Source organism: Mesorhizobium sp. L-2-11 (assembly GCF_016756595.1).
Taxonomy (GTDB): Bacteria; Pseudomonadota; Alphaproteobacteria; order Rhizobiales; family Rhizobiaceae; genus Mesorhizobium.
The window spans coordinates 3,985,059-4,008,404 of record NZ_AP023257.1 but is presented as its reverse complement, the minus strand read 5'-3'; the positions used below and the strand labels follow the sequence as shown (position 1 = coordinate 4,008,404).

At 62.3% G+C, this 23,346-nt stretch carries 23 protein-coding genes and 1 tRNA gene; 12 read left to right on the top strand and 12 right to left on the bottom strand.

The genetic code is table 11. The features are described 5' to 3' along the window. Positions 1 to 3: 3 nt before the first annotated feature. Positions 4 to 861, top strand: coding sequence for a TrmH family RNA methyltransferase (locus JG739_RS19145; RefSeq protein WP_202362945.1), 858 nt, complete (start codon positions 4 to 6; stop codon positions 859 to 861). A gap of 85 nt (positions 862 to 946) precedes the next feature. Here JG739_RS19145 and JG739_RS19140 read toward each other — a convergent pair whose 3' ends face one another. The 3 genes from JG739_RS19140 to gcl form a co-directional block, all read right to left on the bottom strand. Then, entirely contained in the window at positions 947 to 1,840 is an 894-nt protein-coding gene (locus JG739_RS19140; protein WP_202362944.1) for a 2-hydroxy-3-oxopropionate reductase, read from the bottom strand. 234 nt (positions 1,841 to 2,074) lie between these two features. After that, positions 2,075 to 2,863, bottom strand: coding sequence for a hydroxypyruvate isomerase (hyi, locus tag JG739_RS19135; protein WP_202362943.1), 789 nt, complete (start codon positions 2,861 to 2,863; stop codon positions 2,075 to 2,077). 13 nt (positions 2,864 to 2,876) lie between these two features. Next, positions 2,877 to 4,658 carry a glyoxylate carboligase gene (gene gcl, locus JG739_RS19130; protein WP_202362942.1) on the bottom strand — a complete coding sequence of 594 codons (1,782 nt, stop codon included), beginning with the start codon at positions 4,656 to 4,658 and terminating at the stop codon, positions 2,877 to 2,879. A 201-nt stretch (positions 4,659 to 4,859) separates the two neighbouring features. Here gcl and bhcR point away from each other — a divergent pair, with 201 nt between their 5' ends. Further along, positions 4,860 to 5,693, top strand: a complete 834-nt coding sequence (gene bhcR, locus JG739_RS19125) for an HTH-type transcriptional regulator BhcR (protein WP_202362941.1) — start codon at positions 4,860 to 4,862, stop codon at positions 5,691 to 5,693. Between the two features lie 78 nt (positions 5,694 to 5,771). Here bhcR and JG739_RS19120 read toward each other — a convergent pair whose 3' ends face one another. Next, positions 5,772 to 6,080 carry a BA14K family protein gene (locus JG739_RS19120; protein WP_202362940.1) on the bottom strand — a complete coding sequence of 103 codons (309 nt, stop codon included), beginning with the start codon at positions 6,078 to 6,080 and terminating at the stop codon, positions 5,772 to 5,774. A gap of 192 nt (positions 6,081 to 6,272) precedes the next feature. Further along, positions 6,273 to 6,440, bottom strand: a complete 168-nt coding sequence (locus JG739_RS19115; protein ID WP_202362939.1) for a hypothetical protein — start codon at positions 6,438 to 6,440, stop codon at positions 6,273 to 6,275. A 145-nt stretch (positions 6,441 to 6,585) separates the two neighbouring features. Between JG739_RS19115 and JG739_RS19110 the strand changes: the two genes are divergently transcribed. Further along, a tRNA-Thr gene (locus JG739_RS19110) sits at positions 6,586 to 6,661 on the top strand. Positions 6,662 to 6,737: 76 nt separating this feature from the next. Here JG739_RS19110 and JG739_RS19105 read toward each other — a convergent pair. Next, complete coding sequence (locus JG739_RS19105) at positions 6,738 to 6,974, bottom strand: hypothetical protein (RefSeq protein WP_202362938.1); 237 nt, start codon at positions 6,972 to 6,974, stop codon at positions 6,738 to 6,740. Positions 6,975 to 7,232: 258 nt separating this feature from the next. Between JG739_RS19105 and JG739_RS19100 the strand changes: the two genes are divergently transcribed. After that, positions 7,233 to 7,538: a hypothetical protein gene (locus JG739_RS19100; RefSeq protein ID WP_202362937.1), complete on the top strand. Its 306-nt coding sequence runs from the start codon at positions 7,233 to 7,235 to the stop codon at positions 7,536 to 7,538. Between the two features lie 384 nt (positions 7,539 to 7,922). After that, the gene (locus tag JG739_RS19095) at positions 7,923 to 8,168 is read left to right on the top strand and encodes a hypothetical protein (RefSeq protein WP_202362936.1); all 246 of its coding nucleotides are present in this window, start codon (positions 7,923 to 7,925) and stop codon (positions 8,166 to 8,168) included. A gap of 520 nt (positions 8,169 to 8,688) precedes the next feature. Here JG739_RS19095 and JG739_RS19090 read toward each other — a convergent pair. Next, entirely contained in the window at positions 8,689 to 9,303 is a 615-nt protein-coding gene (locus tag JG739_RS19090) for a TetR/AcrR family transcriptional regulator (protein ID WP_202362935.1), read from the bottom strand. Positions 9,304 to 9,393: 90 nt separating this feature from the next. On the opposite strand from JG739_RS19090, the gene JG739_RS19085 reads away from it, so the two are divergent. The 7 genes from JG739_RS19085 to JG739_RS19055 all read left to right on the top strand — a co-directional run bounded on the left by JG739_RS19085 (position 9,394) and on the right by JG739_RS19055 (position 17,071). Further along, entirely contained in the window at positions 9,394 to 10,500 is a 1,107-nt protein-coding gene (locus tag JG739_RS19085) for a polyamine ABC transporter substrate-binding protein (RefSeq protein ID WP_202362934.1), read from the top strand. A gap of 13 nt (positions 10,501 to 10,513) precedes the next feature. After that, a complete protein-coding gene (locus JG739_RS19080; protein WP_202362933.1) occupies positions 10,514 to 11,380 on the top strand; it encodes an ABC transporter permease in 867 nt (288 codons plus the stop codon). A 1-nt stretch (position 11,381) separates the two neighbouring features. Further along, positions 11,382 to 12,164, top strand: coding sequence for an ABC transporter permease (locus JG739_RS19075; protein WP_202362932.1), 783 nt, complete (start codon positions 11,382 to 11,384; stop codon positions 12,162 to 12,164). Continuing rightward, positions 12,161 to 13,225 carry an ABC transporter ATP-binding protein gene (locus JG739_RS19070; protein ID WP_202362931.1) on the top strand — a complete coding sequence of 355 codons (1,065 nt, stop codon included), beginning with the start codon at positions 12,161 to 12,163 and terminating at the stop codon, positions 13,223 to 13,225. Before JG739_RS19075 ends, JG739_RS19070 begins: the two co-directional genes overlap by 4 nt. Before the next feature lie 3 nt (positions 13,226 to 13,228). Next, positions 13,229 to 13,990 carry an MBL fold metallo-hydrolase gene (locus JG739_RS19065; protein ID WP_202362930.1) on the top strand — a complete coding sequence of 254 codons (762 nt, stop codon included), beginning with the start codon at positions 13,229 to 13,231 and terminating at the stop codon, positions 13,988 to 13,990. Between the two features lie 491 nt (positions 13,991 to 14,481). After that, entirely contained in the window at positions 14,482 to 15,255 is a 774-nt protein-coding gene (locus tag JG739_RS19060; protein WP_202362929.1) for an NAD kinase, read from the top strand. A gap of 190 nt (positions 15,256 to 15,445) precedes the next feature. Next, positions 15,446 to 17,071: a DEAD/DEAH box helicase gene (locus JG739_RS19055; protein ID WP_202362928.1), complete on the top strand. Its 1,626-nt coding sequence runs from the start codon at positions 15,446 to 15,448 to the stop codon at positions 17,069 to 17,071. Positions 17,072 to 17,153: 82 nt separating this feature from the next. Here JG739_RS19055 and JG739_RS19050 read toward each other — a convergent pair whose 3' ends face one another. From JG739_RS19050 to JG739_RS19030, 5 genes are all read right to left on the bottom strand, one after another. Continuing rightward, complete coding sequence (locus JG739_RS19050) at positions 17,154 to 17,804, bottom strand: OmpA family protein (protein WP_202362927.1); 651 nt, start codon at positions 17,802 to 17,804, stop codon at positions 17,154 to 17,156. A gap of 277 nt (positions 17,805 to 18,081) precedes the next feature. Continuing rightward, positions 18,082 to 18,450 (bottom strand): GFA family protein, encoded by a 369-nt coding sequence (locus JG739_RS19045; RefSeq protein WP_202362926.1) that lies wholly within the window; start codon positions 18,448 to 18,450, stop codon positions 18,082 to 18,084. Positions 18,451 to 18,656: 206 nt separating this feature from the next. Next, positions 18,657 to 19,025 carry a hypothetical protein gene (locus tag JG739_RS19040; RefSeq protein WP_202362925.1) on the bottom strand — a complete coding sequence of 123 codons (369 nt, stop codon included), beginning with the start codon at positions 19,023 to 19,025 and terminating at the stop codon, positions 18,657 to 18,659. 444 nt (positions 19,026 to 19,469) lie between these two features. Then, positions 19,470 to 20,601 (bottom strand): peptide chain release factor 2 gene (prfB, locus tag JG739_RS19035; protein ID WP_128246558.1). Its coding sequence is split into 2 segments (ribosomal slippage): positions 19,470 to 20,534 and positions 20,536 to 20,601, totalling 1,131 coding nucleotides; the frame shifts between segments, so codons are not numbered across the junction. 142 nt (positions 20,602 to 20,743) lie between these two features. Further along, positions 20,744 to 23,200, bottom strand: a complete 2,457-nt coding sequence (locus JG739_RS19030) for a penicillin-binding protein 1A (RefSeq protein ID WP_202362924.1) — start codon at positions 23,198 to 23,200, stop codon at positions 20,744 to 20,746. Positions 23,201 to 23,346: the final 146 nt, after the last annotated feature.

The following is a 23,346-nucleotide window of genomic DNA, read 5'->3' as shown; positions in this document are numbered from 1 at the left end:
GCCATGAGCAACGACAACAAGCCCAAAACCCCAAAAGACACCCACTACGCCAAGCTGCGCCGCGCGCATCGCGACGAGAAAAGCAGCAGCGCGCCGGCGTTCAGGCGGCGCCAGCCGGTGCCGCCAGGAGAAACAGCGGCGGACGGCCTAGTGCGGCTTTACGGCCTGCACACGGTGCGAGCGGCACTCGACAATCCGCGCCGGCGGATCAGGAAGATGCTGGTGACGCGCAACGCCGCCGAGCGGCTGGCGATCGCCGACCTCACCGCCCTGCCCTTTGAGACAGAGATGGTCGAGCCGAAAGTCCTCGACAAAGTGACCGGCTCCGACGCCGTGCATCAGGGCGTGCTGATCGAAGCCGAGCCGCTAAAACCGAAGCGGCTCGATGCGCTCGGCGATACAGCGCTGGTGCTGGTCCTCGACCAGGTTACCGATCCGCACAATGTCGGCGCGATCCTGCGCTCGGCGGTCGCCTTCGGCGCCGGCGCGCTGATCACCACGGCGCGCCACAGCCCGCATGAATCCGGCGTGCTGGCAAAATCGGCCTCCGGCGCGCTGGAGCATATCGACCAGATCGAGGTGAAGAACCTCGCCGACGCGCTCGGCCAGCTGCACGAGGCCGGCTTCCAGACCATCGGCCTCGATTCGGACGGGCCGGCGGAACTCGAAAAGAGTTTTTCGGGAGAAAAGATCGCATTGGTGCTGGGCGCCGAGGGCAAGGGCCTGCGCCAGAAGACGCGCGAAACGGTGACGACGCTGGCCCGGCTCGACATGCCCGGCGCCATCCGTTCGCTCAACGTGTCGAATGCCGCAGCGGTGAGCCTTTATGCGGCGAGGAAATTTCTAGCGAGTAGCGAATAGCGAATAGCGAAAGTCGGATCACTGCACCGGTGGGCTAGCAACCCTGCTCGCTATTCCCTACTCCCTGCTCGCTATTCCCTACTCGCTATTCGCTTCTACCCACCTCATGTCCCGCCATTCGCTCCAGCGCCCTGACCAGCGCCGAGTGATCCTCCTTGGCGCCGCCGTTGGCCGCGCAGGCGTTGAACAATTGCTGTGTCGTCGAGGTGTTGGGCAGCGCGACGCCGAGCGCTTTTGCCCCTTCCAGAGCGAGATTAAGATCCTTCTGGTGCAGCTCGATGCGAAAGCCCGGCGAAAAACTGCGCTTGATCATGCGCTCGCCATGCACTTCGAGAATGCGCGAGGCCGCCAGCCCGCCCATCAGCGCTTGTCGCACCTTGGCCGGATCAGCGCCGGCTTTCGAAGCAAAAACAAGCGCTTCCGCGACTGCTTCAATGGTCAGCGCGACGACGATCTGGTTGGCGACCTTGGTGGTCTGGCCGACGCCGTTCGGTCCGACCAGCGTGATGTTCTTGCCCATTTTCTCGAACACCGGCCTGGCGCGCTCGAAAACCTTTTCCTCGCCGCCGACCATGATGGTCAGCGACGCCGCCTTGGCGCCGACCTCGCCGCCCGACACCGGCGCATCGAGGTAGTCGCAGCCGAGGTCGTTGACCTTCTTGGCAAAAACCTTGGTCTCGATCGGCGAGATCGAGCTCATGTCGATGACCAGCTTGCCCGCGGTCAAACCTGAGGCGACGCCGTTGTCGCCGAACAGCACGTCGGCCACCTCAGGCGTGTCGGGAACCATGGTGATGATGATGTCGGCCGTCTTTGCCACGGCGTCATGGCCGGAGACGGTTTTTAGACCCCTGGCGACGAGATCGGTCGGCGGTTTCGAGCGGTGGTCGCTGGCGACGACCGTGTAGCCGGCGTCGAGAAGATGCCCCGCCATCGGCGCGCCCATAATGCCGAGACCGATGAAGCCGATGGTGTCCATTGATGTTCTCCCTGGTGTCTTCCTTGTTGAGGCCGAGTTCCGTGGCGCCCCCCCTCTGGCCTGCCGGCCATCTTCCCCACAGGTGGGGAGATCGGCAGTTCCGGCGCCGGCTTTACTTTTTCAACCTCGAAAATTGGCGAAAGCGCCGGTGACATCCAATCTCCCTCCTTGTGGGGAGATGGCCGGCAGGCCAGAGGGGGGCGCGAAGGAACTCGATTTCAATAATACTTCACACTACGCCGCCTGCCCGGCAAACTGCCGGAACCAGCCCAGCCCGGCTTCCGTCAAAACCTTCGGCTTGTACTCCGCCCCGATCCAACCGGCATAGCCGATGCGGTCGATGTGACTGTACAGGAAAGGAAAATTGATCTCGCCCGTTCCCGGCTCATGACGCCCGGGATTATCCGCCAACTGGATATGAGCAATGCGGTCGAGGTTTGCCTCGATGGTGCGGGCGAGATCGCCCTCCATGATCTGCATGTGATAAATATCGTATTGCAGGAACAGGTTTTTCGAGCCGACGCGGTCGATGAGCGCCAGGGCATGGTCCGAATAGTTGAGGAAGAAGCCGGGAATATCGCGGGTGTTGATCGGCTCGATCAGCAGCCTGATGCCGGCCTGCTCCAACTTCTGGGCCGCGAAAGCCAGGTTTTCGGCGAAGACATCTTCCAGCACTGAACGCTCGACGCCTTGCGGCGCGATGCCGGCGAGGCAGTTGACCTGTTCGCAACCCAGCGCCTGCGCATAGGTAATCGCCTTGGCCACGCCTTGCCGGAATTCGGGAACGCGGTCCGGCAGCACGGCGATGCCGCGCTCGCCCTTGGCCCAGTCGCCGGCCGGCAGGTTGAAAAGTACCTGGGTCAGGCCTTTCTTCTTCAACCTCGCCGCAACCACCTCAGGCGCATGGTCATAAGGGCTGATATATTCGACACCCCTGAAACCGGCGTGGGCGGCGGCATCGAAGCGGTCGAGGAAATCGTGTTCGCCAAAGAGCATCGAAAGATTGGCTGAAAACCGTGGCATTCTTTTTCTCCGTTCAGTCCAGCATGACGATTGCCGTCGGCGCGTCTTCGTGATGTTCGGCAAGCTCCTCGAATTCAGTAATCTTGTCGATCTCGGTGCCCATCGAAACATTGGTGACGCGCTCGAGGATGAATTCGAGCACGACTGGAACCTGGTGCTCCTTCATCAGGCGCTGCGCCTGCCTGAAGGCGCCGGCGAATTCCTCCGGCCCTCGCACCCGGACTGCCTTGCAGCCCATGGCCTCTGCGACAGCAATGTGGTCGACGCCATAGCCAGCCTCGGGATCGTCCTTCCGGTTGACGTTCTCGAACGCGAGGCTGACCTCGAAATCCATCGAAAAGCCGCGCTGCGCCTGGCGGATCAGGCCAAGATAGGCATTGTTCACGACGACATGGATATAGGGCAATTTGTGCTGCGCCCCGACCGCCAGTTCCTCGATCATGAACTGGAAATCATAGTCGCCGGACAGCGCGACGATGTTGCGCTGCGGATCGGCGGCGCGAACGCCAAGTGCTGCCGGCAGCGTCCAGCCGAGCGGGCCGGCCTGGCCGCAATTGATCCAGTTGCGCGGCTTGTAGACATGCAGGAACTGCGCACCGGCAATCTGCGAAAGGCCGATCGTGGTGACATAGGTGGTGTCGCGGCCAAACGCCTTGTTCATCTCCTCGTAAACGCGCTGCGGCTTCAGCGGCACCTGGTCGAAATGCGTCTTGCGCTTCATCGTCTTCTTGCGCTGCCGGCATTCGCCGGCCCAGCCCGACCAGTCGCGCAGTTTCCCCGCCGTCCTCCACTCGGTGGCGACGTCGAGCAGCATTTTGAGCGCTGCACCGGCGTCCGAGACGACACCGAGATCCGGCGCGAAGACACGGCCGATCTGCGTCGGCTCGATGTCGACATGGATGAACTTTTTGCCCCTGGTGTAGACCTCGACCGAGCCGGTGTGGCGGTTGGCCCAGCGGTTGCCGATGCCGAAGACGAAATCGGCCTCGAGCATCGTCGCGTTGCCGTAGCGATGCGATGTCTGCAGCCCGCACATCCCGGCCATCAGCCGGTGGTCGTCGGGAATCGCGCCCCAGCCCATCAGCGTCGGGATCACCGGCGCCCCGGTGATTTCGGCGAACTCGATCAGCAGATCCGAAGCATCGGCATTGATGATGCCGCCGCCGGCGACGATGACCGGCTTTTCCGCCGCGTTGAGCATTTTCAGCGCCTTCTCGGCCTGGCTGCGCGACATTGCCGGCTTGAACGGCACCAACGGCTCATAGGCATCGATGTCGAACTCGATCTCGGCCAGTTGCACGTCGACCGGCAGATCGATGAGAACCGGCCCCGGCCGCGACGAGCGCATCAGGTGGAACGCCTTCTGCAGCGCCATCGGCACCAGATAGGATTCCATGACGGTGACCGCCCATTTGGCGACCGGGGCGGCGATAGCGGCGATGTCGACGGCCTGGAAATCCTCCTTGTTGAGACGCGCCCGCGGCGCCTGGCCGGTGATGCAGAGGATCGGGATGGAATCGGCCGCTGCCGAATAGAGGCCGGTGATCATGTCGGTGCCGGCTGGACCGGAAGTGCCGATGCACAGGCCGATATTGCCTGATCTGGCACGGGTATAGCCTTCAGCCATGTGCGAGGCCGCCTCGACATGGCGCGCCAGGATGTGGCGGATGGTGCCCCTCGCCTTCAGCGCCGAATAGAACGGGTTTATCGCAGCACCCGGCACACCAAAGGCGCAGGAGATGCCTTCCTTTTCCAAAACGAGAACCGCTGCGTCGACTGCGCGCATCCTGGCCATGTCAGCCTCCGGAAATTGTTGATGGCCGAGAATGGCAGCGCGCCTATTATTTTTCAATTTTTTCAGAATATTTTTTCATTTATAAGAAATGGCTGCTATCTGCTGATTTCATTCGGTTTTCTGTTTTCCACGAAATTCGATTGGCAAATAAGTGAAAAACTTTTTCATTGCGCATTTGACGAAATCGGCGAGAATGCCACTATGGAAACCGCCGAAAAGCGCCAGCGCGGGCGGCCGCGCGCCTTCCACGCTCCGGCCGAGGCCGCTTCGGTGCAGTCGCTCGACCGGGCGCTGCGCATCCTGGCCATCGTCGCCGAAGGCAGCGGCCTGTCGCTGAGCGAGATCGCCGCGCAGAGCAGCCTTCCCGCCTCCACCGCCTACCGCATGCTGACGACGCTGGAAAACCACGGCATGGTCGAGTTCGACAGCAGCGACCAGCTGTGGTCGATCGGCGTCGAGACCTATCGCATGGGCGCGGCGTTCCTGCGCCGCCGCAAGCTGGTCGACCGCGCCCGCATCGTCATGCAGGAACTGATGGAGAAGACCGGCGAGACCGCCAATCTCGGCGTCGCCGAGGACGATTGCGTCGTCTTCGTCAGCCAGGTCGAGACGCATCAGGCGATCCGCGCCTTCTTCCGCCCGGGTACGCGCAGTTCCTTCCATGCCTCCGGTATCGGCAAGGCGGTGCTGGCGCATCTCGAGCCGCAGCGCGTCGGCGCCGTCCTGCGCCGGACCGGGCTGGAGCGCTTCACCGAAAAGACGCTTTCCGACATCTCGGCGCTGGCCCGTGATCTGGCGACGATCAAGCTGCGCGGCTGGTCGGTCGACGACGAGGAACGGCACCCCGGCATGCGCTGCGTTGCCGCCGCCATCTTTAACGAGTTCGGCGAGCCGATCGGCGGCGTGTCGGTTTCGGGACCGACAGTGCGGGTGACGCCGGAGCGGCTGGCCGAGATCGGCCCGCTGGTGCACGATGCAGCAGCGGCGGTGACGAAGATGATCGGCGGCAGGACACCCCAAGGCCTGACGCCGTAAGCGCGAGCGGGGCAACCCCTCCAGACAAAAAAAGGGGCCGTGGGGTTCCCCTTCTTCCGGTTGCCAGAAACGGTCCTCTCAAAGCCGGCAGCGGTGACGATAGCCGTCGTAGCCGACATAGGTGTCGGAGTACGGATCGTAGGTCCGATAACGATCGAGGCAGCGCCGGACGTGCCATGAACCGCCATTTTCCTCGATGTAGACGGTGCGCGGCTGGGCGAGCGCGGTGCCGAGCAGGAAGCCACCGACGCCGGCGGCGATGCCGATGCCAAGATGCTTGTTGTGATGGTGCTTGTGATGGGCGGCCGAAGGCTGGACGGAACCGGCTAGCACGGCGGCGGCGACAGTGGTGGCGACGAGGCCGGAAACGATGGTGCGCTTGAACATGACGATCTCCTTGCTGGAGAGGCGATCCATCCGCCTCTTGACCGTCTGTCGTGGCAGCAAGGAAAAAGGTTCGACGGTTTTTTTGGATTTTTTTTGAAAGCGCCAAAGCGCCCGGTCCGGACAGGGTATGCAGTCTGGCGCGCAATTACCAACCGCGAAATGCGCCGGCCGACAGTTCAGCGGCGGGAGGCCTCAGCCCATGCCGGTGATATGACGCAGCCAGAAGGCGAGCGCAATGAAGCCGATGATGGTGGCGATGCCGGTCCAGTCGATGTTGGCGCTCTTCACTTGCCTGATGAGCTTCACCAGGAGAAACCACGCCACGACGACGATCAGGGCAATGACGACAAGTCTGATCATGCGACACCCTCGCCCATGCGATTGCACCTTCGAACGATATAGGAAGCGAATTGGCCGTTTGCAGGATACCCGCGCCGGCAGCCCCGGCCGGCAAAACAGAGTTTTGTCTTTACTGGCGCAACAAATATGCTAACCGGAGCGCCGTGCCCTTGTAGCTCAGCTGGTAGAGCAGCGGTTTTGTAAACCGAAGGTCGGCGGTTCGATTCCGTCCGGGGGCACCAAAGCCTGTCTTCTTGAATGAGGCCGGCCTTCGGATTTTGCCGCGCAGCACGGGGGGACGAGGGCTAATCGAGACCTCTAGATCCCATACATCATGGCAATGAAGAATACCGGTGCAAAGATCAGGAAGATCGCCATTACTATAATCACGGCGAGGGCCAGGCGCTCTGTTCGCCTGACGATTGCAACGACGTCGTCGTCGCTCGACGAAACAAGATCAACCGCCGAGAAATCTGTTGGGTCAGGAGTTTGATTGTCATTGGCGGGTCGGCTTGCGACCTCATCGACATTCTGTCTGCTCTGGATAAGGGTCACAGTTCTTTCCACCGTTAGGGTGCCACTTCGGGTGCCTGCCGCTGCGTATACAGCGAGGCACCCGGAACCACCGATGAAGGGACTTTGCTCGGCGGCCAAATACCAATCCTTTGCCAAGATCTTGGTTGCCAGCCTCAGGCCTCTGTCTTTAACGCACGGACTTCAGTCTTACTGCCTCTTGGACCATAGCCCGGCGCCGGAACTAAGCGCCCGCCGGTCCCGTTGCCGACCAGTGATAAATGAGAAAAGGAGATAGTCATGGCTGACGGTCCCACCGTTGTTAACTCAGGCGGAAATGGCGCCGGCACCGCTGTCGCCATCCTTCTCGCAGTTATCGCAATCGTGATCCTGCTGTTGTTCACCGGCGTTATCAACATCAACGGCGGGGGCACCGGAAAGGACGTCGACGTAAAGGTTGAAGCGCCCAGGGTTGAAGCGCCTACGGGCGGAGCGCCCAACGTCGAAGCGCCAGCCGCACCTGCCCCAGCCGCGCCCGCTCCGGCAGAGCCGACCGCACCTGCCCCAGCCGCACCCGCTCCGGCAGCACCTGCTAACGGCGGCTGATTGTGACACGGATATCGGGCCCGGCGGATGCGCTTCCGGGCTTGATGAAAACGTTGACGGCCCTCCACATTCTGCAGCGGCCCACGCAACAGAAAGCCGTTCGACGGAGTTTCACAACATACTCGTCATGGCAGAATGCGGGAACGTGCGCTACTGCCGTTCCGCCGATCTGTAGGCCCGGGGCACCAGCAAGCAGCTTCTTGTGATAACCTGCCAGGGTCGGTCGAACTCTGCTCATCCCCGATTTCCACAGGCCGGGCCCGTAGCACATCAGGCTCAACGCATATATTCGCTAGCGGACCACAGGTGTTGCCCTTGTGGAACCACAGGTATTCCGTAGTGGAAACCAGAGGTATTCCGTAGTGGAAACCAGAGGAGTTGCCGTTGGAGCAGAAGCGCACAATCGCCCCTTTTATCGGTGGCATGTATGGCAGCCTTGCTGCCCTCGCGTTGGCGTGCGGTTTTCGCTTCCTGATGATTGGCGACCCCGATCCGACCTCGCAAGCGACGATAGCCTTTGCGGGAGTGGCCTTTTCGATCTGTTTCAGCCTGGCCTTCCTTCGCGAGCATCGACGCCAGATTGCTGCCGCCAGAGAATTTCTAAGCCGCCCAAGATCGTATCAGGACTAATCCCCCGCGTTTCGCAACGCAAAGCGCCCATACCTCCAGTCCGGGGCATCAGAACCAACGGATGCAACAGGGATGCGGACCGGCATCTCCCGCTCCGGCTATTTAATGCCATTCGATTAAAATACCCCTGTGTATATTAGCAATCGCTCAATTTAGCGCGCCGACAATGTCCGGGCGGTGGGCTGAACAACGGGTGGTGTCATGCGAAGCGACTTCGCTGCAGCGCGCGAGCTCTTGGAGTGCGCCCAAAACCGGCTCTGCGGCATGGACGAAACCAGCCAACGCGTCAGCGAGGCATTAGACTCGCTGATTGAAGAAATAGCCATCGCGGAATTCCGTAAGGCGCCACTGACCATCGTGCCGTTTCCGCGTGCGCGGCCACCCAGGCATCCCCGGTAGAACACCGATCATGCCGGCGTAATCGACAGCGGAAGCGCTCCACGCGCCACCAGCGGAATTGATTTGCGCGATTGCAGCTTGGCGGCTCCGGGCCGCCAGAAATCCCATCGGGAGATCGCCCTCATACTGCGATCGCCGCCACCAGAATCCGGTTCTGCCTTCGTATCGCGGCGCGCAATTCGGCAATTCTGGCCTCATCGCGCTTCACGAACTCGATGAACATCATGTTCATGTTGTTGAACACCAGTTCGCCGAGCGCCTGCCCGTCGATATCCCCGCGGACCAGGCCGATCGCCTGCAGCCGGGCAATCAGCGCGCGGATCTGTTCGGTCAGCGCCCGGTCGAGCGCGGTATAGGCCTGGCCGAACGGGCTGTCGGGCAGTTGCGTGGAGATCGCCATCGCCTGCCGCCACATCTCCTTGCTGAGATAATGCAGCGAATGCTCTATATAGATGCCAAGCAGCGTGTCGAGCGCATCGTCGACATTGGCCGGCGGATTGGCGACCACGCCGCGCCCGGCATTGAGCACCTCGTGGACCTCCATCGAGACGATGGCGCCGAGGATGTCGCCCTTGTTCTGGTAATAATTGTAGATCGTGCCGACCGAGACTTCCGCCTGCGCCGCGATCGTCTCGATCTTGGCGCCTTCATAGCCGGTGTCGCGAAAAAGTGCCGCCGCCGCTTCGATGATGCGGCGATGCCGATCCGCCTTTTGCCTTGCCCGCAATCCGCTCATGACAGCTATCTGCCATAAAAACGGAATTGACTCAATTTTAGAATTGGTTCAATTTTTGCCAGAAGCCAGAAAGGCAAGGGAGAACACTCGATGACCATCAATCCAAACACCCCGAATCCAACCACCAGGAAGCCGCTTTCCGTTCTGAAGAGGTATCTTCACGCCGCGTGTGCTGCGACAGCGCTGCTGCTGGCGACGGGCAGCCTCGCTCAGGCTGCGGATCTCAACGCTCTGATCTGGTGCGATCACGCCGATCCGGCGCTGCTGCAGCCCTTCGAGGAGGCCAATGGCGTCAAGGTCAATGTCAAGGAATTCGAAGGCACAGGCGCCGGCATGGCGATCGTCGAGCAGTCGCAGCCCGGCGACTGGGACGTGATGGTGATCGACAGCATCGACATACCGCGCGGCGTCGAAAAGGGCCTGTTCGAACCACTGCCGGAGGACAAGCTGCCGCTGGCCGACCTGTTTCCTCAGGTGAAGCTGGACAATTACACCGTGGTCGACGGCAAGCGCTACGGCATCACCGAAAAATTCGGCTACAACACGATCGGCTACAACAAGACCAAGGTCGATCCGGCCGACATGCAGTCGCTGGCCGCGCTGACCGGCGACAAATACAAGGGCAAGATCGCCATCTACGACTATTACCTGCCGGTCATCGGCATGGCAGCACTGGCGATCGGCAGGAAGACCACTGAGCTGACCGAAGCCGACCTTCCGGCCATCAAGCAAGAGCTGCTCAGGATGAAGGCCAATGCCAAGCTGGTCGGCGAGGTGACCGCCAGCCAGACCGCGCTGGCGACCGGCGAGGTCGACATTCTCGTCGGCGGCGGCGAATGGGTGACGGCCGGGCTGGCCAAGGAGAACCCTGCCCTCGATTTTTCGATCCCCAAAGAAGGTGCTGTGCTGTGGTCGCAGTCGCTGGCCATGTTCAAGGATTCCAAAAACAAGGACACGGCGCTGAAGTTCATCCAGTACATTATGAGCCCTGAAGGCCAGGCGCGGCTTGCTACCTCTGCCTGCTATTGGGGCATGCCGGCGAATACCAAGGCGACTCTGAGCGACGAACAGAAGAAGATCCTGCGCTTCGACGAACAGCCGGATTTCCTCGCCCGCGCCCAGCCCTACCCGGCGCCGGATGCCGATCTCGACAAGAAGATGCAGGACGTCTGGACCGAAATGCTACAGGCGCAGTGACCGGTCGCCGGTCGTGAACTCTGCCACGAATAGCGGGCGTGCCCTGCCCCGGGCGGGCCGCGCCCTGCCCTGGGCGCTGGTCACGCCGGCGCTCGGCTGGACACTGCTGTTCTTCGTGCTGCCGTTCGTCGCCATGGCGTTTTCCAGCCTGACGCCGCATGGCGGCGGCGGCTTTACGCTCGCCAACTACAGCCAGTTCTTCACCAATCCGGCCTATTGGCAGGCGATGGTGAACTCGCTCCAGGTCACCGCCATCGTCACAGCAGTTTCGGTGCTGCTCGCCTATCCCTTCGCCTGGATCCTGGCCGAACAGGTGCCGGAGCGCTGGCAGCGGCTGGCGCTGATGCTGGCGGTGCTGCCGTTCTGGACCTCCTATGTCGTGCGCTCCTATTCCTGGCTGCTGGTGCTGGCGCAGAACGGCGTGATCAACCGAGCGCTGACCGGTTCCGGCCTGTTCAACGAGCCGCTGCAGCTCGCCAATACGCGGCTGGCCACGATCATCGGCTTCGTGCATTTCTTCGTCATGCTTTTGACGCTGACGATCTTCGCCAATCTCAAGCAGCTCAGCCCGAGCTACCGCAAGGCAGCCGCCGATCTCGGCGCCGGCCCGGTTCGCACGTTCCTGCATGTCGTCCTGCCGCTGACCTTGCCGGGCATCATGGTCGGCGCCTTCCTCACCTTCGTGCTGTGCATCGGCGACTACATCACGCCGCAGATCCTCGGCGGCAACAACGAGCTTTTGATGCCGCAGCTGGTGATGATGCAGATCGGCCGGCGCGGCGATTTTCCGCTCGCCTCGGCGCTGTCGATCATCCTGATGGCGGTCGTCACCATTGCCTATCTCGCCTGCGCCCGCTGGCTCAAGATTGAGCGGGCCTGAGATGCGCGCGCTTGTCCGCATCCTCTCCTGGGTCTACGCCGTCGCCATCTTCGGCTTCATCTTCCTGCCGGTGGTCGTGCTGGTGCTGTTTTCGCTGCAGGCGACGTCGTTTCCGATCCCGCCGTTCACCGGGCCGTCGCTGCGCTGGTACGACGCGGTGCTCGCCGACACGCGGCTGACGTCGGCGTTGGTCAATTCACTTCTGGTCGCGGCCCTCTCCTCGGCTGCCGCCGTCACGCTGGGCTTCCTCTCCGCCTGGGGTTTTGCCCGTTTCGCCCTGCCCGGCTCGGCCCTGATGCGCGGGCTGATCACGCTGCCGCTGACCGTGAGCTATCTCATCATCGGCATGGGGCTGCTGGTGCTGTTCAACTGGGCCGGCGTGCCGAAATCGCTGCTTGCTGCCGGCATCGGCCATGTGGTGATCAACCTGCCGCTGTGCTTTGCCATCATCTACAGCCAGATGGGTGACCACCAGATCAACATCGAGCGTGCCGCCCGCGACCTCGGCGCGCCCGAATGGAAGGTGCTGCTGCTGATCACCGTGCCCGTCATGGCGCCGGCGATCTTTGCCGGTTTCTTCCTGTCGATGACCTTCTCCTGGGACGAATTCGTGATCTCGTTCCTACTGACGCGCTTCGACACGACGCTGCCAGTCGAGATCTGGAACCTGCTGCGCTCCGGCCTCAATCCCAAGACCAACGCCGTCGGCTCGCTGGTCTTCGCCGTCTCCATCGTGCTGGTGGTGTTTTTTGAGCTGATGTTGTTGCGGAGGAAGCCGGCATGACCGCGCCACTGGTCGATATAAGCTCTGTCTCGCACCGCTTCGGCCAGCACACCGTGCTGAGGAACGTGTCGCTGCAAATCGAGCCGGGCAGCTACACCATCCTGCTCGGCCCGTCGGGCTCCGGCAAGACGACGCTTTTGTCCATTCTCGGCGGCTTCGTCACGCCGAGCCAAGGCAAGGTGCTGATCCGCGGCGAGGACTGCACCGCCGTGCCGCCGGCGAAGCGGCCGACGACGACGGTGTTCCAGGACTATGCGCTGTTTCCGCATATGAGCGTCGGCAGCAATGTCGGCTTCGGCCTGCGCATGCAAGGCGTCGATGCCGCGACACGGACCGCGCGGGCGCGGGACGCGCTGGCGCTGGTCGGGCTCGCCACCGCCTTCGACAAGAAGCCGCACCAGCTTTCCGGCGGCCAGCGGCAGCGCGTCGCGCTGGCCCGCGCGCTTGTCATCGAACCTGCGGTGCTGCTGCTCGACGAACCGCTCGGCGCGCTCGACCTAAAACTGCGCCGGCAGATGCAGGACGAGTTGAAAGCGATCCAGAAACGCGTCGGCACCGCCTTCATCCATGTCACCCACGACCAGGAAGAAGCGATGGCGCTGGCCGACCATTGCGTGGTGATGAATGACGGGCGCATCGAGGACGAAGGTCCGCCGGAGCGCGTCTATGCGCGGCCGGCGACGCGCTTTTCTGCAACCTTCATGGGTGAGAGCACGCTGATATCGGGAACGGTGACGGCGGCGAAGCATGGAGCGATCACGGTTTCGACCCAGGTCGGAGCGCTTTCGCTACCCGGAACAGCGCCTGCTGGCGCTTCTGTCGCCCTCGCCGTCCGTCCGGAGCACCTTGTCCTCGGCGCGACCGGCGGCTCGGTAAGCCTCGGCACGGCCAAGGTGAGCGACGTGGTGTTTCAAGGCAGCTTCAAGCGCGTGCTGGCTGTCTCCGAGAAGGACCCGGCGCTGCACTTCATCGCCAGGGCTCCCGCAGCAGCGGCCGTCCAGCCGGGCGACATCTCTGCGGTTTCGTGCGAGGCTGGCGACATCATCCTTCTGGCGGGCTGAGCCATGGACACGCTTCCGATCATCGACGCTGCGAATTGGTATGAAGCCATCCGTATGGGCGATGGCGTGACGCTGATCCACGAGCCGTGGATCAAGCCGTTCTTCCGCTGCAACATCTGGCATGTGCGCGGCCGCGAACGCGATCTTCTGTTCGACACCGGCCTCGGCCATTTCAGCCTGCGGCGCCACGTGCCGCTGGTGACGGAGCGAAAACTGCTTTGCGTGGCCAGCCACACGCATTTCGATCATATCGGCTGCCATCACGAATTTCCGGACCGTTGCGTGCATGCGGCCGAAGCAGAAATCCTCGCCGACCCGCGCAATGAATGGACGGTCGCCGACCGCTACGCGACCGACGCAATGTTCGACGGAATGCCGCAGGGCTGGGATGCCACGCGCTACCGGATCCGACCGGCGCCGGCCGATCGTTTGCTTGGAGAAGGCGATTTCGTCGATCTCGGCGACCGTGCCTTCGAGGTGATCCACACGCCGGGCCATTCACCCGGTGGCATCGCGCTCTACGAGAGGAAGACCGGCATCCTGCTTTCCGGCGACATCGTCTATGACGGCCCGCTGATCGACGATATCTATCATTCCGCTGTCGACGATTATGTCGAGACGCTGCTGCGGATGCGCGAGTTCGATGTTGCGGTCGTGCATGGCGGACACTTCCCGAGCTTCGGCAAGGTGCGCTATCGCCAGCTTATCGATGAGTATCTCGCACAAAAGCGGCAGGCCGGCTGCCATCTGCTGCAGGCGCGCTGAGCGCGGTCCTTAGTATCGGCGGAAGTGCTTGGCGAATTCACAACGCCCGTTGCGGGCACGGCGTGCCGGCGGCATCGCCGCAGCGTGAAACCGTGGGTTGGGGTCTCAAACTCGTCTCTTCCGACTGGCGCACCAGTTGGGCAAAGGCAAGCGCAAAACTTCCCAGCATCAAGACGATGACGATCAGGCGTGTTACCGGCAATAAATCGGTCCGACTAGCTGGCCCCCACGCCGCCCATCCACTGCCGGCTAACATGGTCGATCCGGCTTTACGAGAGTTTAATCCCCGTCTTAACCATCACATTCGCTTGTCACGCGACACGATGCGCGAGCAGCAGACCGGTTCCTCCCGGCGCTGTGTCAAGCGGCGCCACTGGGGGCGCCACATGTCTCGCTTTGCAGATCTGCCCGCCCATGCTAACCCGGCGCTGGCGCGGCCCTAGCAACCGGTCGCCACCACCGGTCGCCATCAACCATCGCCATTGGGAGCCATGAACAAAGCCGCCAGCCGCTTCGCCTTCGTCTCGTCCGACACCGCCGACGCCAAGGCGGCGCTGGAGAGCCTTTCGGCGCGCTATGGCCAGGCCTCTATCGAGGATGCTGAGATCGTCGTCGCGCTGGGCGGCGACGGCTTCCTGTTGCAGACCTTGCGCGACACGATGAGCACGGGAAAAAAAATCTACGGCATGAACCGTGGCACCATCGGCTTCCTGATGAACGAATACCGTGCCAGCGGTTTGACCGGGCGCATCGCGGCGGCCGTTGCCGAAACGATCCGCCCGCTGGAGATGCAGGCGGTCACCGCACAGGGCGAAACGATCTCGGCGTTGGCGATCAACGAGGTTGCGCTGTGGCGCCAGTCCTACCAGACGGCCAAGATCCGCATCACCGTGGACGGGCAAGTGCGGCTGGAGGAATTGAACTGCGACGGTGTGATGGTCGCGACGCCGGCCGGCTCGACCGCCTACAACCTATCCGCGCATGGACCGATCCTGCCGCTCGACGCGCCGCTGCTGGCGCTGACCCCGGTCAGTCCGTTCCGCCCGCGCCGCTGGCGCGGCGCGCTGCTCTCCAACAAGGCGACCGTTCGTTTCGACATTCTGGAGCCGGAAAAGCGGCCGGTGAACGCCGCCGCCGACCACACCGAGGTGAAGGCCGTAACCTCGGTTACGGTGCAAGAATCGCCAACGGTGACAGCGACGCTGCTGTTCGATCCGAGCCATTCGTGGAACGAGCGCATTCTCGCCGAACAGTTCCGCTATTGAGCCGGCGCAGCGACAGACACCTGAATTAAGCATCGCGATTAAGGTTACGACTTCACAATCGTACCGTCCCCGCCTGTTTGTGTTGACAAATCGTGGGCTTGCGCCTACCTGCAATACCAATCTTGCAGGCGCGCGGCGCTTGCCGCGACCGCTTGCGTTGCGCCCCCGAACCAGCCAAAGACAGCCAAACTTGTCCTCAGACACCCAGATCACTCAAGAAGTGTTGACCTTCGCAGACCTCGGCCTGTCGCCGAAGGTCCTTTCCGCAGTTACCGACGCCGGTTACACCGAACCGACACCGATCCAGGCTGGCGCCATTCCGCACGCCTTGCTCGGCAAGGATATTTTGGGCATCGCCCAGACCGGCACCGGCAAGACAGCCTCGTTCGTGCTGCCGATGCTGACCCGCCTCGAAAAAGGCCGGGCACGCGCCCGCATGCCACGCACGCTGATCCTCGAGCCAACGCGCGAGCTTGCCGCGCAGGTCGAAGAGAACTTCATCAGATACGGCAAGAACCACAAGCTCAACATCGCACTGCTGATCGGCGGCGTGTCCTTCGACGAGCAGGACAAGAAGCTGGAGCGCGGCGCCGACGTGCTGATCGCGACGCCGGGCCGCCTGCTCGATCATCGCGAGCGCGGAAAGCTTCTGCTCAACGGCGTCGAGATCCTGGTCATCGATGAGGCCGACCGCATGCTCGACATGGGCTTCATTCCCGACATCGAGCGCATCTGCGAGATGATCCCGTTCACCAGGCAGACGCTGTTCTTCTCGGCGACGATGCCGCCTGAGATCACCAAGCTCACCGAGAAATTCCTGCACGCGCCGGTGCGCGTCGAGGTTTCGAAGGCCGCGTCCGCCGCGACCAACATCATCCAGCGGTTGGTGAAATCCGGCTCGAAACCCTGGGACAAGCGCGAGACGCTGCGCAATCTGATAAAGGCCGAGGATTCGGAGCTGAAGAACGCCATTATCTTCTGCAACCGCAAGATCGAGGTTTCGGAGCTTTTCCGCTCGCTGCTGAAACATGATTTCGACGCCGGTGCGCTGCATGGCGACATGGACCAGCGCGCGCGCATGCAGATGCTGGCCAATTTCCGTGACGGCAAGCTGCGCTATCTCGTTGCGTCGGACGTCGCGGCGCGCGGCCTCGACATCCCCGACGTCAGCCACGTCTTCAATTACGACGTGCCGATCCATGCCGAAGACTATGTCCACCGCATCGGCCGCACCGGCCGCGCCGGCCGCTCGGGCAAATCCTTCACCATCGCCACCAAGTCCGACACCAAATACATCGACGCGATCGAACGGCTGATCGGCAACAAGATCGAGTGGCATGACGGCGATCTGTCGACGGTCGTCGCCAGCGAGGGCGGAGAGGACGATGCTCCCCGCCGTGGCCGCGGCGCCCCGCGCCGCGCCGGCCGCAAGGACGATGGCAAGGAGAGGGGCGAACGCAGACCACGCGAACGCCACGCCAGGCAAAGCGAAGCTGCAGCATCGGATGTGGCGCGCGAGGAACAGCCAGTGGCGGCCGAGACCGCGGCCGCCGATGCCGGTGAGCGGAGGGCGCGCAAGGAAGCGATCCGCTCGGAAAACACCGAGCGCCAAGCTTCCCCCGAGCGCCAGGCTTCACCAGAGCGTAAGGCTTCGCCCGATCGCCATCGCAACGAACAGCGGGCGCCGGAACGTGGCGACACCAGGCCGCAGCGCGACGGCAATCGCCCGGCCCGCCATCGCCAGGAAGACAATGATGGGACCGTCGGATTCGGTGACGACATGCCGGCGTTCATGCGCATCGTCGCCAAGGGCTAACAGCAGAAATTCTCAAAGACCAGCAAAAACGGCCCCTTGCGGGGCCGTTTTCATGTGCAACGCCGTCTCCTGTCTGCCTTGCTCAGGTGAGCGGCGAGAGCTGGATCTCGACGCGGCGGTTCTGGGCGCGGCCGGCGGTCGTCGTATTGGCAGCGATCGGACGCGTTTCGCCGAAGCCGGTGACAGCGAAGCGGCGGGTATCGACGCCCTGCCCGGACAGATAGTTGGCGACCGCCAGCGCGCGGCGCTGCGACAGGTCGAAATTGTGTTCGTCGCCACCGCTCGAGTCGGTGTGGCCGAACACGTCGACCGTGGTCTGGCGGAACTTGTTCAGCACAAGTGCGACCGAATTCAGCACTGGATAGAAGCCGGGCTTCACCGCGTCCTGGTCGACGTTGAAGGTGATGTCGGACGGCATGTTGAGGATGATCTGGTCGCCGCTGCGGGTGACGCTGACGCCGGAACCCTGAAGCTGCCGGCGCAGTTCGGCCTCGTTCTGGTCCATCGTGGCGCCGATGGCGCCGCCAGCGAGCGCACCGACGCCAGCGCCGATCAGCGCATTACGGCGATCGTTGCCGCCGGCGAGCAGGCCGAGCCCCGCACCCGCCAGCGCGCCGATGCCGGCGCCGGCCGCAGTGTTGGAAACCTTCTGCTCTCCGGTATACGGATCGGTGGTGGTGCAGGCACTCACCAGCACAGCCGTCGCCACGGCGACGAGCACAGTTTTTTTCATTGGGTAGTCCCTCTCCAGTCCGCGGTCCCGCAGGTAGCGCGCCGCATCAGCCCTTCCAGCATCGGCCCGACGTCGAAGTCGATTTCGGAAAGCACGATGCCCAGATTCGAAGTAATAGAGCGACGTGCGTCCGCTGGGACGCACGTCGCACCAGTGACTTGTAACATGAATTGCGGCGAAAAATGGAAGGGGAAAAGCGGCTGGCTACGGCTTTTCCCGGTCAATTCAACGACCGTTACATAGCGTAATTCTGATCAGCTGGCAGAGACCTGTCGGGCTACCAGAGATTCTTGCCGTCGATGACGACGACCTCGACCTGATCGAGGTCGAAATCGTCGAACAGGCGCGAATTCACGCTGATTTTCGGATTGTCGAAGTTCGGCTTGCCGGTCGACCAGTCCGGCGTTTCGGTGAAGGTGCCGCAGCCGCAGGTGGCGCAGAAACCATGTTTTACCGTTTTCGAGCCCCACTGATAGAAAGAGACATTCTTGAGCGGGCTGGTGAGCTTGAATTGCGACGGGACGTAATAGGCCCACAACGAGCCGCGTTTCGAGCAGAAGGAGCAGGTGCATTGCGTCACGGTTAGCGGCGCTTCCGAAACCTCGAACGTTGTCGCCCTGCAGTGGCAGCTTGCCTTTATGGTCATGACGCCTCCCTTGCGATTGCTTCCCGCCAGCGCGGTAGGGCAACATAAAGAGGCGCTGTTGACAACCGTCTGTCAGCAGACTCGCTTGCCTGCATCGGACGCGTGGCGCGCTTCAATCTTTTTGATGCATGTCGTTATCCCAAAACCGCCGCGCACCTTCGAGTCAGGCCATGGCCCTCGGAGCAAAGCCTTTTGGGCGACATGCATCAAAACGACGACGGTGGCACGAACAGGCAGATGGTCTTTCCGTCATTGGCGCCAGCGACCGAACACCAGTGATATTCGCCGTCGGGCGAATTCTTGATCCGTGCATCGCTGTAGGCCACGACCTCGCCTGTTCCCTTGATGACATAGCCCTCCGGACGCTCGCTGATCGACGTCTGCGAGACCGCGCGGCAATCATAGCCGGAACAACAGGAGAATGGGTAACTCCAGCCTTGCGGGGCATCGTGCGCCAAAGTGGGCGCTGCAAATACAATGGTGGCGGCCGTCAGAACCACCACCGCAATGATCGAATTCAGGAGGCGGCGCGCCGTCTTGACGGCTGAGGCCAGTCGGGTTGTGCAAGCAGGCATGGGCGCAATTCCTATCACCGAGTTATCAAGCGTTTCGCTTGCCCGTTCTTGGAACGTATCTTCCCAGTGGCCGGCTCGTCAGGTCGCAGATACGCCGCGTCCGGCCATAAATGCTTTTTCCCCCAGCGTTCGGATGCTGAGCTGATTCCTTTGCTGGCGCAAGAAATTGCTGTGCAACCTAGCGCCGACATCTGCAGCCGGAACCAGCCTGCCGGGGTTGACGAGAGTGACTTCATCAACCCCGGCAGTGGGATCGCGCGGATAACGAGAATCAGCTCGCGGTGGTTCCGGGCCAGGCCCCGGCAGGCCTGCAACAAAGAACCCGAAGGTGGAAGTCGTTGCGGAAAATTCGATGAAAAAACAAAGCCATCAAGCGACTGCTCAATTAGCGTGAGAGCCTGTTACTCAAGCGTGATGTTTGCTGCCGCTTTAGTGGTAGGAGCTTCAGTCGATATCGGCCACCACTTCGCCGGCGCCGCCCTCGATGCGCTGCGACAGCGAGGCCTCCATGAAATCGTCGAGGTCGCCGTCGAGCACGCTCGACGGGCTTGTGCTCTCGACGCCCGTGCGCAGATCCTTCACCAGCTGATAGGGCTGCAGAACATAGGAGCGGATCTGATGGCCCCAGCCGATATCGCTCTTCGACGCTTCGGTGGCGTTGGCCACCGCCTCGCGCTTCTTCAGTTCCTCCTCGTAGAGCCGCGAACGCAGCATCTCCCAGGCCTTCGCCTTGTTCTTGTGCTGGGAGCGTTCGGCCTGGCAGGCGACCGCGATGCCGGTGGCGAGATGGGTGATGCGGACCGCTGAATCGGTGGTGTTGACGTGCTGGCCGCCCGATCCGGACGAGCGATAGGTGTCGATGCGGACATCCGACTCGGAAACGTCGATGTCGATCGTATCGTCGATCACGGGATAGACCCAGACGCTGGCGAAAGAGGTGTGGCGGCGCGCATTGCTGTCATAGGGCGAAATACGCACGAGACGGTGAACGCCGGATTCCGTCTTCAGCCAACCATAGGCATTGTGCCCCTTGATCAGCAGCGTGGCGGACTTGATGCCGGCCTCTTCGCCGTCATGCACTTCCAGCACCTCGACCTTGAAGCGGCGCCGTTCGGCCCAACGCGTGTACATGCGCAGGAGCATCGAGGCCCAGTCCTGGCTTTCGGTGCCGCCGGCGCCGGCATGGATTTCGAGATAGCTGTCGTTGGCGTCCGCCTCGCCCGAAAGCAGCGTCTCGATCTGGCGGGCCTTTGCTTCGCCGCGCATCGAGCGGATCGCCGCTTCCGCCTCGGCGACGACGCTCTCATCGCCCTCTTCCTCACCAAGCTCGATCAAGCCGATATTGTCTTCCAGCGCCTGGGTGAGGCCTTTGACCGCGGCGATGCCTTCCTCGAGGCCCTGGCGCTCACGCATCAGCTTCTGCGCCTCCAGCGGCTCGTTCCAGAGGCTCGAATCCTCGGCACGCACATTCAGGTATTCGAGCCGCTTTATGGCTTGATCCCAGTCAAAGATGCCTCCTCAGCAGGGTTATCGCCTGCCTAATTTCATCGACAATATTCTGCGTTTCCGCGCGCATGGCTGGCCGTTCTGTCCTGTGCTGAAATGGTGCCCTGTTGCTTAAGCAGAGCTTGGGTCGGCGCGATACATAGGGACGGCACCGCCGCCTGTAAAGCGAAATGGGCCGGCTCGAAAGCCGGCCAAAACACCCTAATCCTATTTCAGTAGAGCCCGCCGCCGCCGGACTGGATGGCTTGGTTGGCCTGTGGCGACAGCGCGCCGCCGGAGGCGTTGGAGCCGTCCTCACCCATGCCGATCACCCAGTAGCTGTCGGCGGGGCCGGTGCCCGGCTTGAAGGCCTCGATAAAGGCGCCGGCGTCGTCAGGGTTGGCCCGCATGCCGGTTTTGCGATTGATGGCGATCAGCTTCATGCCTTCGGGAACCTGGAAATCGACATTGGGCGTGCCGTCCAGCGCCACACGCATGAAGTCCTTGAAGATCGGCGCGGCGAGGCCGCCGCCGGTCGCGCCCTTGCCAAGACCTTTCGGCTGATCATAGCCCATGTAAAGGCCGACAACGAGGTTGGGCGTATAGCCGATGAACCAGGTATCCTTCTCGTCGTTCGTCGTTCCGGTCTTGCCGGCGATGTGGCGGCCGAGTTCGGCGACGGTAGCGCCGGTACCGCGCTCGACGACGCCCTCCATCATCGAAGTGATCTGATAGGCGGTCATCGGATCGAGCACCTGCTCGGAATTGTCGACCAGTTCCGGCTCAGGCTGGTTCTGCCATTCGGCGGCATTGCAATTTTCGCAGCCGCGTTCGTCCTGCCTGTAGACCGTCTTGCCGTAGCGATCCTGGATCCGGTCGATCAGCGTCGGCTTGATCGACTTGCCGCCGTTGGCCATGATCGAATAAGCCGAAACCATGCGCATCACGGTCGTCTCGCCCGACCCCAGCGCCATCGGCAGATACGGTGCCAGTCGATCATAGACGCCGAAGCGCTCGGCATATTCGGCGACCAGCTTCATGCCCATGTCGTTGGCCAGGCGCACAGTCATCAGATTGCGCGACCTCTCGATGCCGGACCGCAAGGTCGCCGGGCCCGCAGTCCTTCCATCGTAGTTTTTCGGCGTCCAGGTCGTATTGCCGCTCTTGATGGTGATCGGGCCATCCATAATCACCGAAGCCGGCGTATAGCCATTGTCGAGAGCGGCCGCATAGACGATCGGCTTGAACGACGAACCCGGCTGCCGCATGGCCTGCGTGGTGCGGTTGAATTCGGATAGCGAATAGGAGAACCCGCCGACCATGGCCAGAACGCGCCCGGTATGCGGATCCATGGCGATCAGACCACCCTCCACTTCGGGGGCCTGGCGCAAGATATAGGCCCCATCCGTACCTTCTTTCTTCTGCACGAAGATGACGTCGCCAGGCTTCAGCACGTCGGCCGGCGATTTGGCCTTGACGGTCTTGCCGCCGACCACATGCCGCATGGCGAAGCTCATGTCCTCGCGGCTGACGGTGCCTTCGATGCGATCCTTGACGAGATCGCCCGAGATCTGCCGGGTCGGCCGAAGGCCGATCGACAGGCCGCTCTCCGAGCTGTCGAGCACGACGGCGAGCGACCATTCGGGCACGTCGTCCAGTCCCTTGACTTCGCTCAAAGGCACGCCCCAGTCGCCGGATATGTCGATGGTCTTCACCGGCCCGCGATAGCCGCGCAGCGTATCGAACTTCATCAGGCCGTTCTGCATGGCTTTGCGGGCGATGAGCTGCATCTTGGGATCGAGCGTAGTGCGGACGGACAGGCCGCCCTCGTAGAGCGCATTCTCGCCGTAGCGCGCGCTGATCTGGCGGCGCACCTCCTCGGTGAAATATTCGCCGGCGAACAGATAGGTGCCGGAGCGGCGTGGCTTGACGCCGAGCGGCTCGGCCTTGGCCTTGGCGCCTTCCTCATGCGTGACGTAGCCGTTGCCGACCATCTGGTCGATCACCCAGTTGCGGCGCTCGATGGCGCGGTCGGCATATTTGAAGGGGTGATAGTTGGAGGGACCCTTCGGCAAAGCCGCCAGATAGGCCGCCTCGGCCACGGTGAGTTCATTCACCGCCTTGTCGAAATAGGTGAGCGCTGCGCCGGCGACGCCATAGGCGCCGAGCCCGAAGAAAATCTCGTTGAGGTAGAGCTCGAGGATGCGGTCCTTCGAATAGGCCTGCTCGATGCGGAAGGCGAGGATCATCTCCTTGATCTTGCGCTCGTAGGTCTGGTCCGAGGACAACAGGAAGTTTTTCGCCACCTGCTGGGTGATCGTCGAGGCGCCGACCTGGCGCTTGCCCGAGCCAAAATTCTGCAGATTGACCATGACTGCGCGGCCAAGGCCGGTCATATCGATGCCGGGGTGATTGTAGAAGTTTTTGTCCTCGGCAGACAGGAAGGCCGCCTTGACACGATCCGGCACCGCCTGGATCGGCAAATACAGGCGCCGCTCGCGCGCATATTCGGCCATCAGCGCTCCGTCGGACGCATGGATGCGGGTCGTCACCGGCGGTTCATACTTGGCCAGCACCTCGTAGTCGGGCAAATCCTTCGACAAATGGCTGATATAGATCGCCACGCCGGCCGCGACCAAAAGGGCCAGCGCGGTGCCGATGCCGAAGAAATAGCCAAAAAGACGAATCATGCCCGCTCCAGTCCTTGGTTCGGGAATTGCCTAAACGAAGCCGCCTTTCGCGCAAGCTTTCGAGACGATCCCGACCGGTAATCGAAAATCCATGTCGCCACCATGTGGGGAAAATGCGGCAGCATGGAATTTCGGCTTCGAATGGC

Bases quoted from the DNA above. Each gene is read 5' to 3' on its own strand.
- JG739_RS19145 (WP_202362945.1), top strand. From the start codon at position 4: ATGAGCAACGACAACAAGCCCAAAACCCCAAAAGACACCCACTACGCC.
- JG739_RS19140 (WP_202362944.1), bottom strand. From the start codon at position 1,840: ATGGACACCATCGGCTTCATCGGTCTCGGCATTATGGGCGCGCCGATG.
- hyi (WP_202362943.1), bottom strand. From the start codon at position 2,863: ATGCCACGGTTTTCAGCCAATCTTTCGATGCTCTTTGGCGAACACGAT.
- gcl (WP_202362942.1), bottom strand. From the start codon at position 4,658: ATGGCCAGGATGCGCGCAGTCGACGCAGCGGTTCTCGTTTTGGAAAAG.
- bhcR (WP_202362941.1), top strand. From the start codon at position 4,860: ATGGAAACCGCCGAAAAGCGCCAGCGCGGGCGGCCGCGCGCCTTCCAC.
- JG739_RS19120 (WP_202362940.1), bottom strand. From the start codon at position 6,080: ATGTTCAAGCGCACCATCGTTTCCGGCCTCGTCGCCACCACTGTCGCC.
- JG739_RS19115 (WP_202362939.1), bottom strand. From the start codon at position 6,440: ATGATCAGACTTGTCGTCATTGCCCTGATCGTCGTCGTGGCGTGGTTT.
- JG739_RS19100 (WP_202362937.1), top strand. From the start codon at position 7,233: ATGGCTGACGGTCCCACCGTTGTTAACTCAGGCGGAAATGGCGCCGGC.
- JG739_RS19090 (WP_202362935.1), bottom strand. From the start codon at position 9,303: ATGAGCGGATTGCGGGCAAGGCAAAAGGCGGATCGGCATCGCCGCATC.
- JG739_RS19085 (WP_202362934.1), top strand. From the start codon at position 9,394: ATGACCATCAATCCAAACACCCCGAATCCAACCACCAGGAAGCCGCTT.
- JG739_RS19075 (WP_202362932.1), top strand. From the start codon at position 11,382: ATGCGCGCGCTTGTCCGCATCCTCTCCTGGGTCTACGCCGTCGCCATC.
- JG739_RS19070 (WP_202362931.1), top strand. From the start codon at position 12,161: ATGACCGCGCCACTGGTCGATATAAGCTCTGTCTCGCACCGCTTCGGC.
- JG739_RS19065 (WP_202362930.1), top strand. From the start codon at position 13,229: ATGGACACGCTTCCGATCATCGACGCTGCGAATTGGTATGAAGCCATC.
- JG739_RS19060 (WP_202362929.1), top strand. From the start codon at position 14,482: ATGAACAAAGCCGCCAGCCGCTTCGCCTTCGTCTCGTCCGACACCGCC.
- JG739_RS19050 (WP_202362927.1), bottom strand. From the start codon at position 17,804: ATGAAAAAAACTGTGCTCGTCGCCGTGGCGACGGCTGTGCTGGTGAGT.
- JG739_RS19045 (WP_202362926.1), bottom strand. From the start codon at position 18,450: ATGACCATAAAGGCAAGCTGCCACTGCAGGGCGACAACGTTCGAGGTT.
- JG739_RS19040 (WP_202362925.1), bottom strand. From the start codon at position 19,025: ATGCCTGCTTGCACAACCCGACTGGCCTCAGCCGTCAAGACGGCGCGC.
- JG739_RS19030 (WP_202362924.1), bottom strand. From the start codon at position 23,200: ATGATTCGTCTTTTTGGCTATTTCTTCGGCATCGGCACCGCGCTGGCC.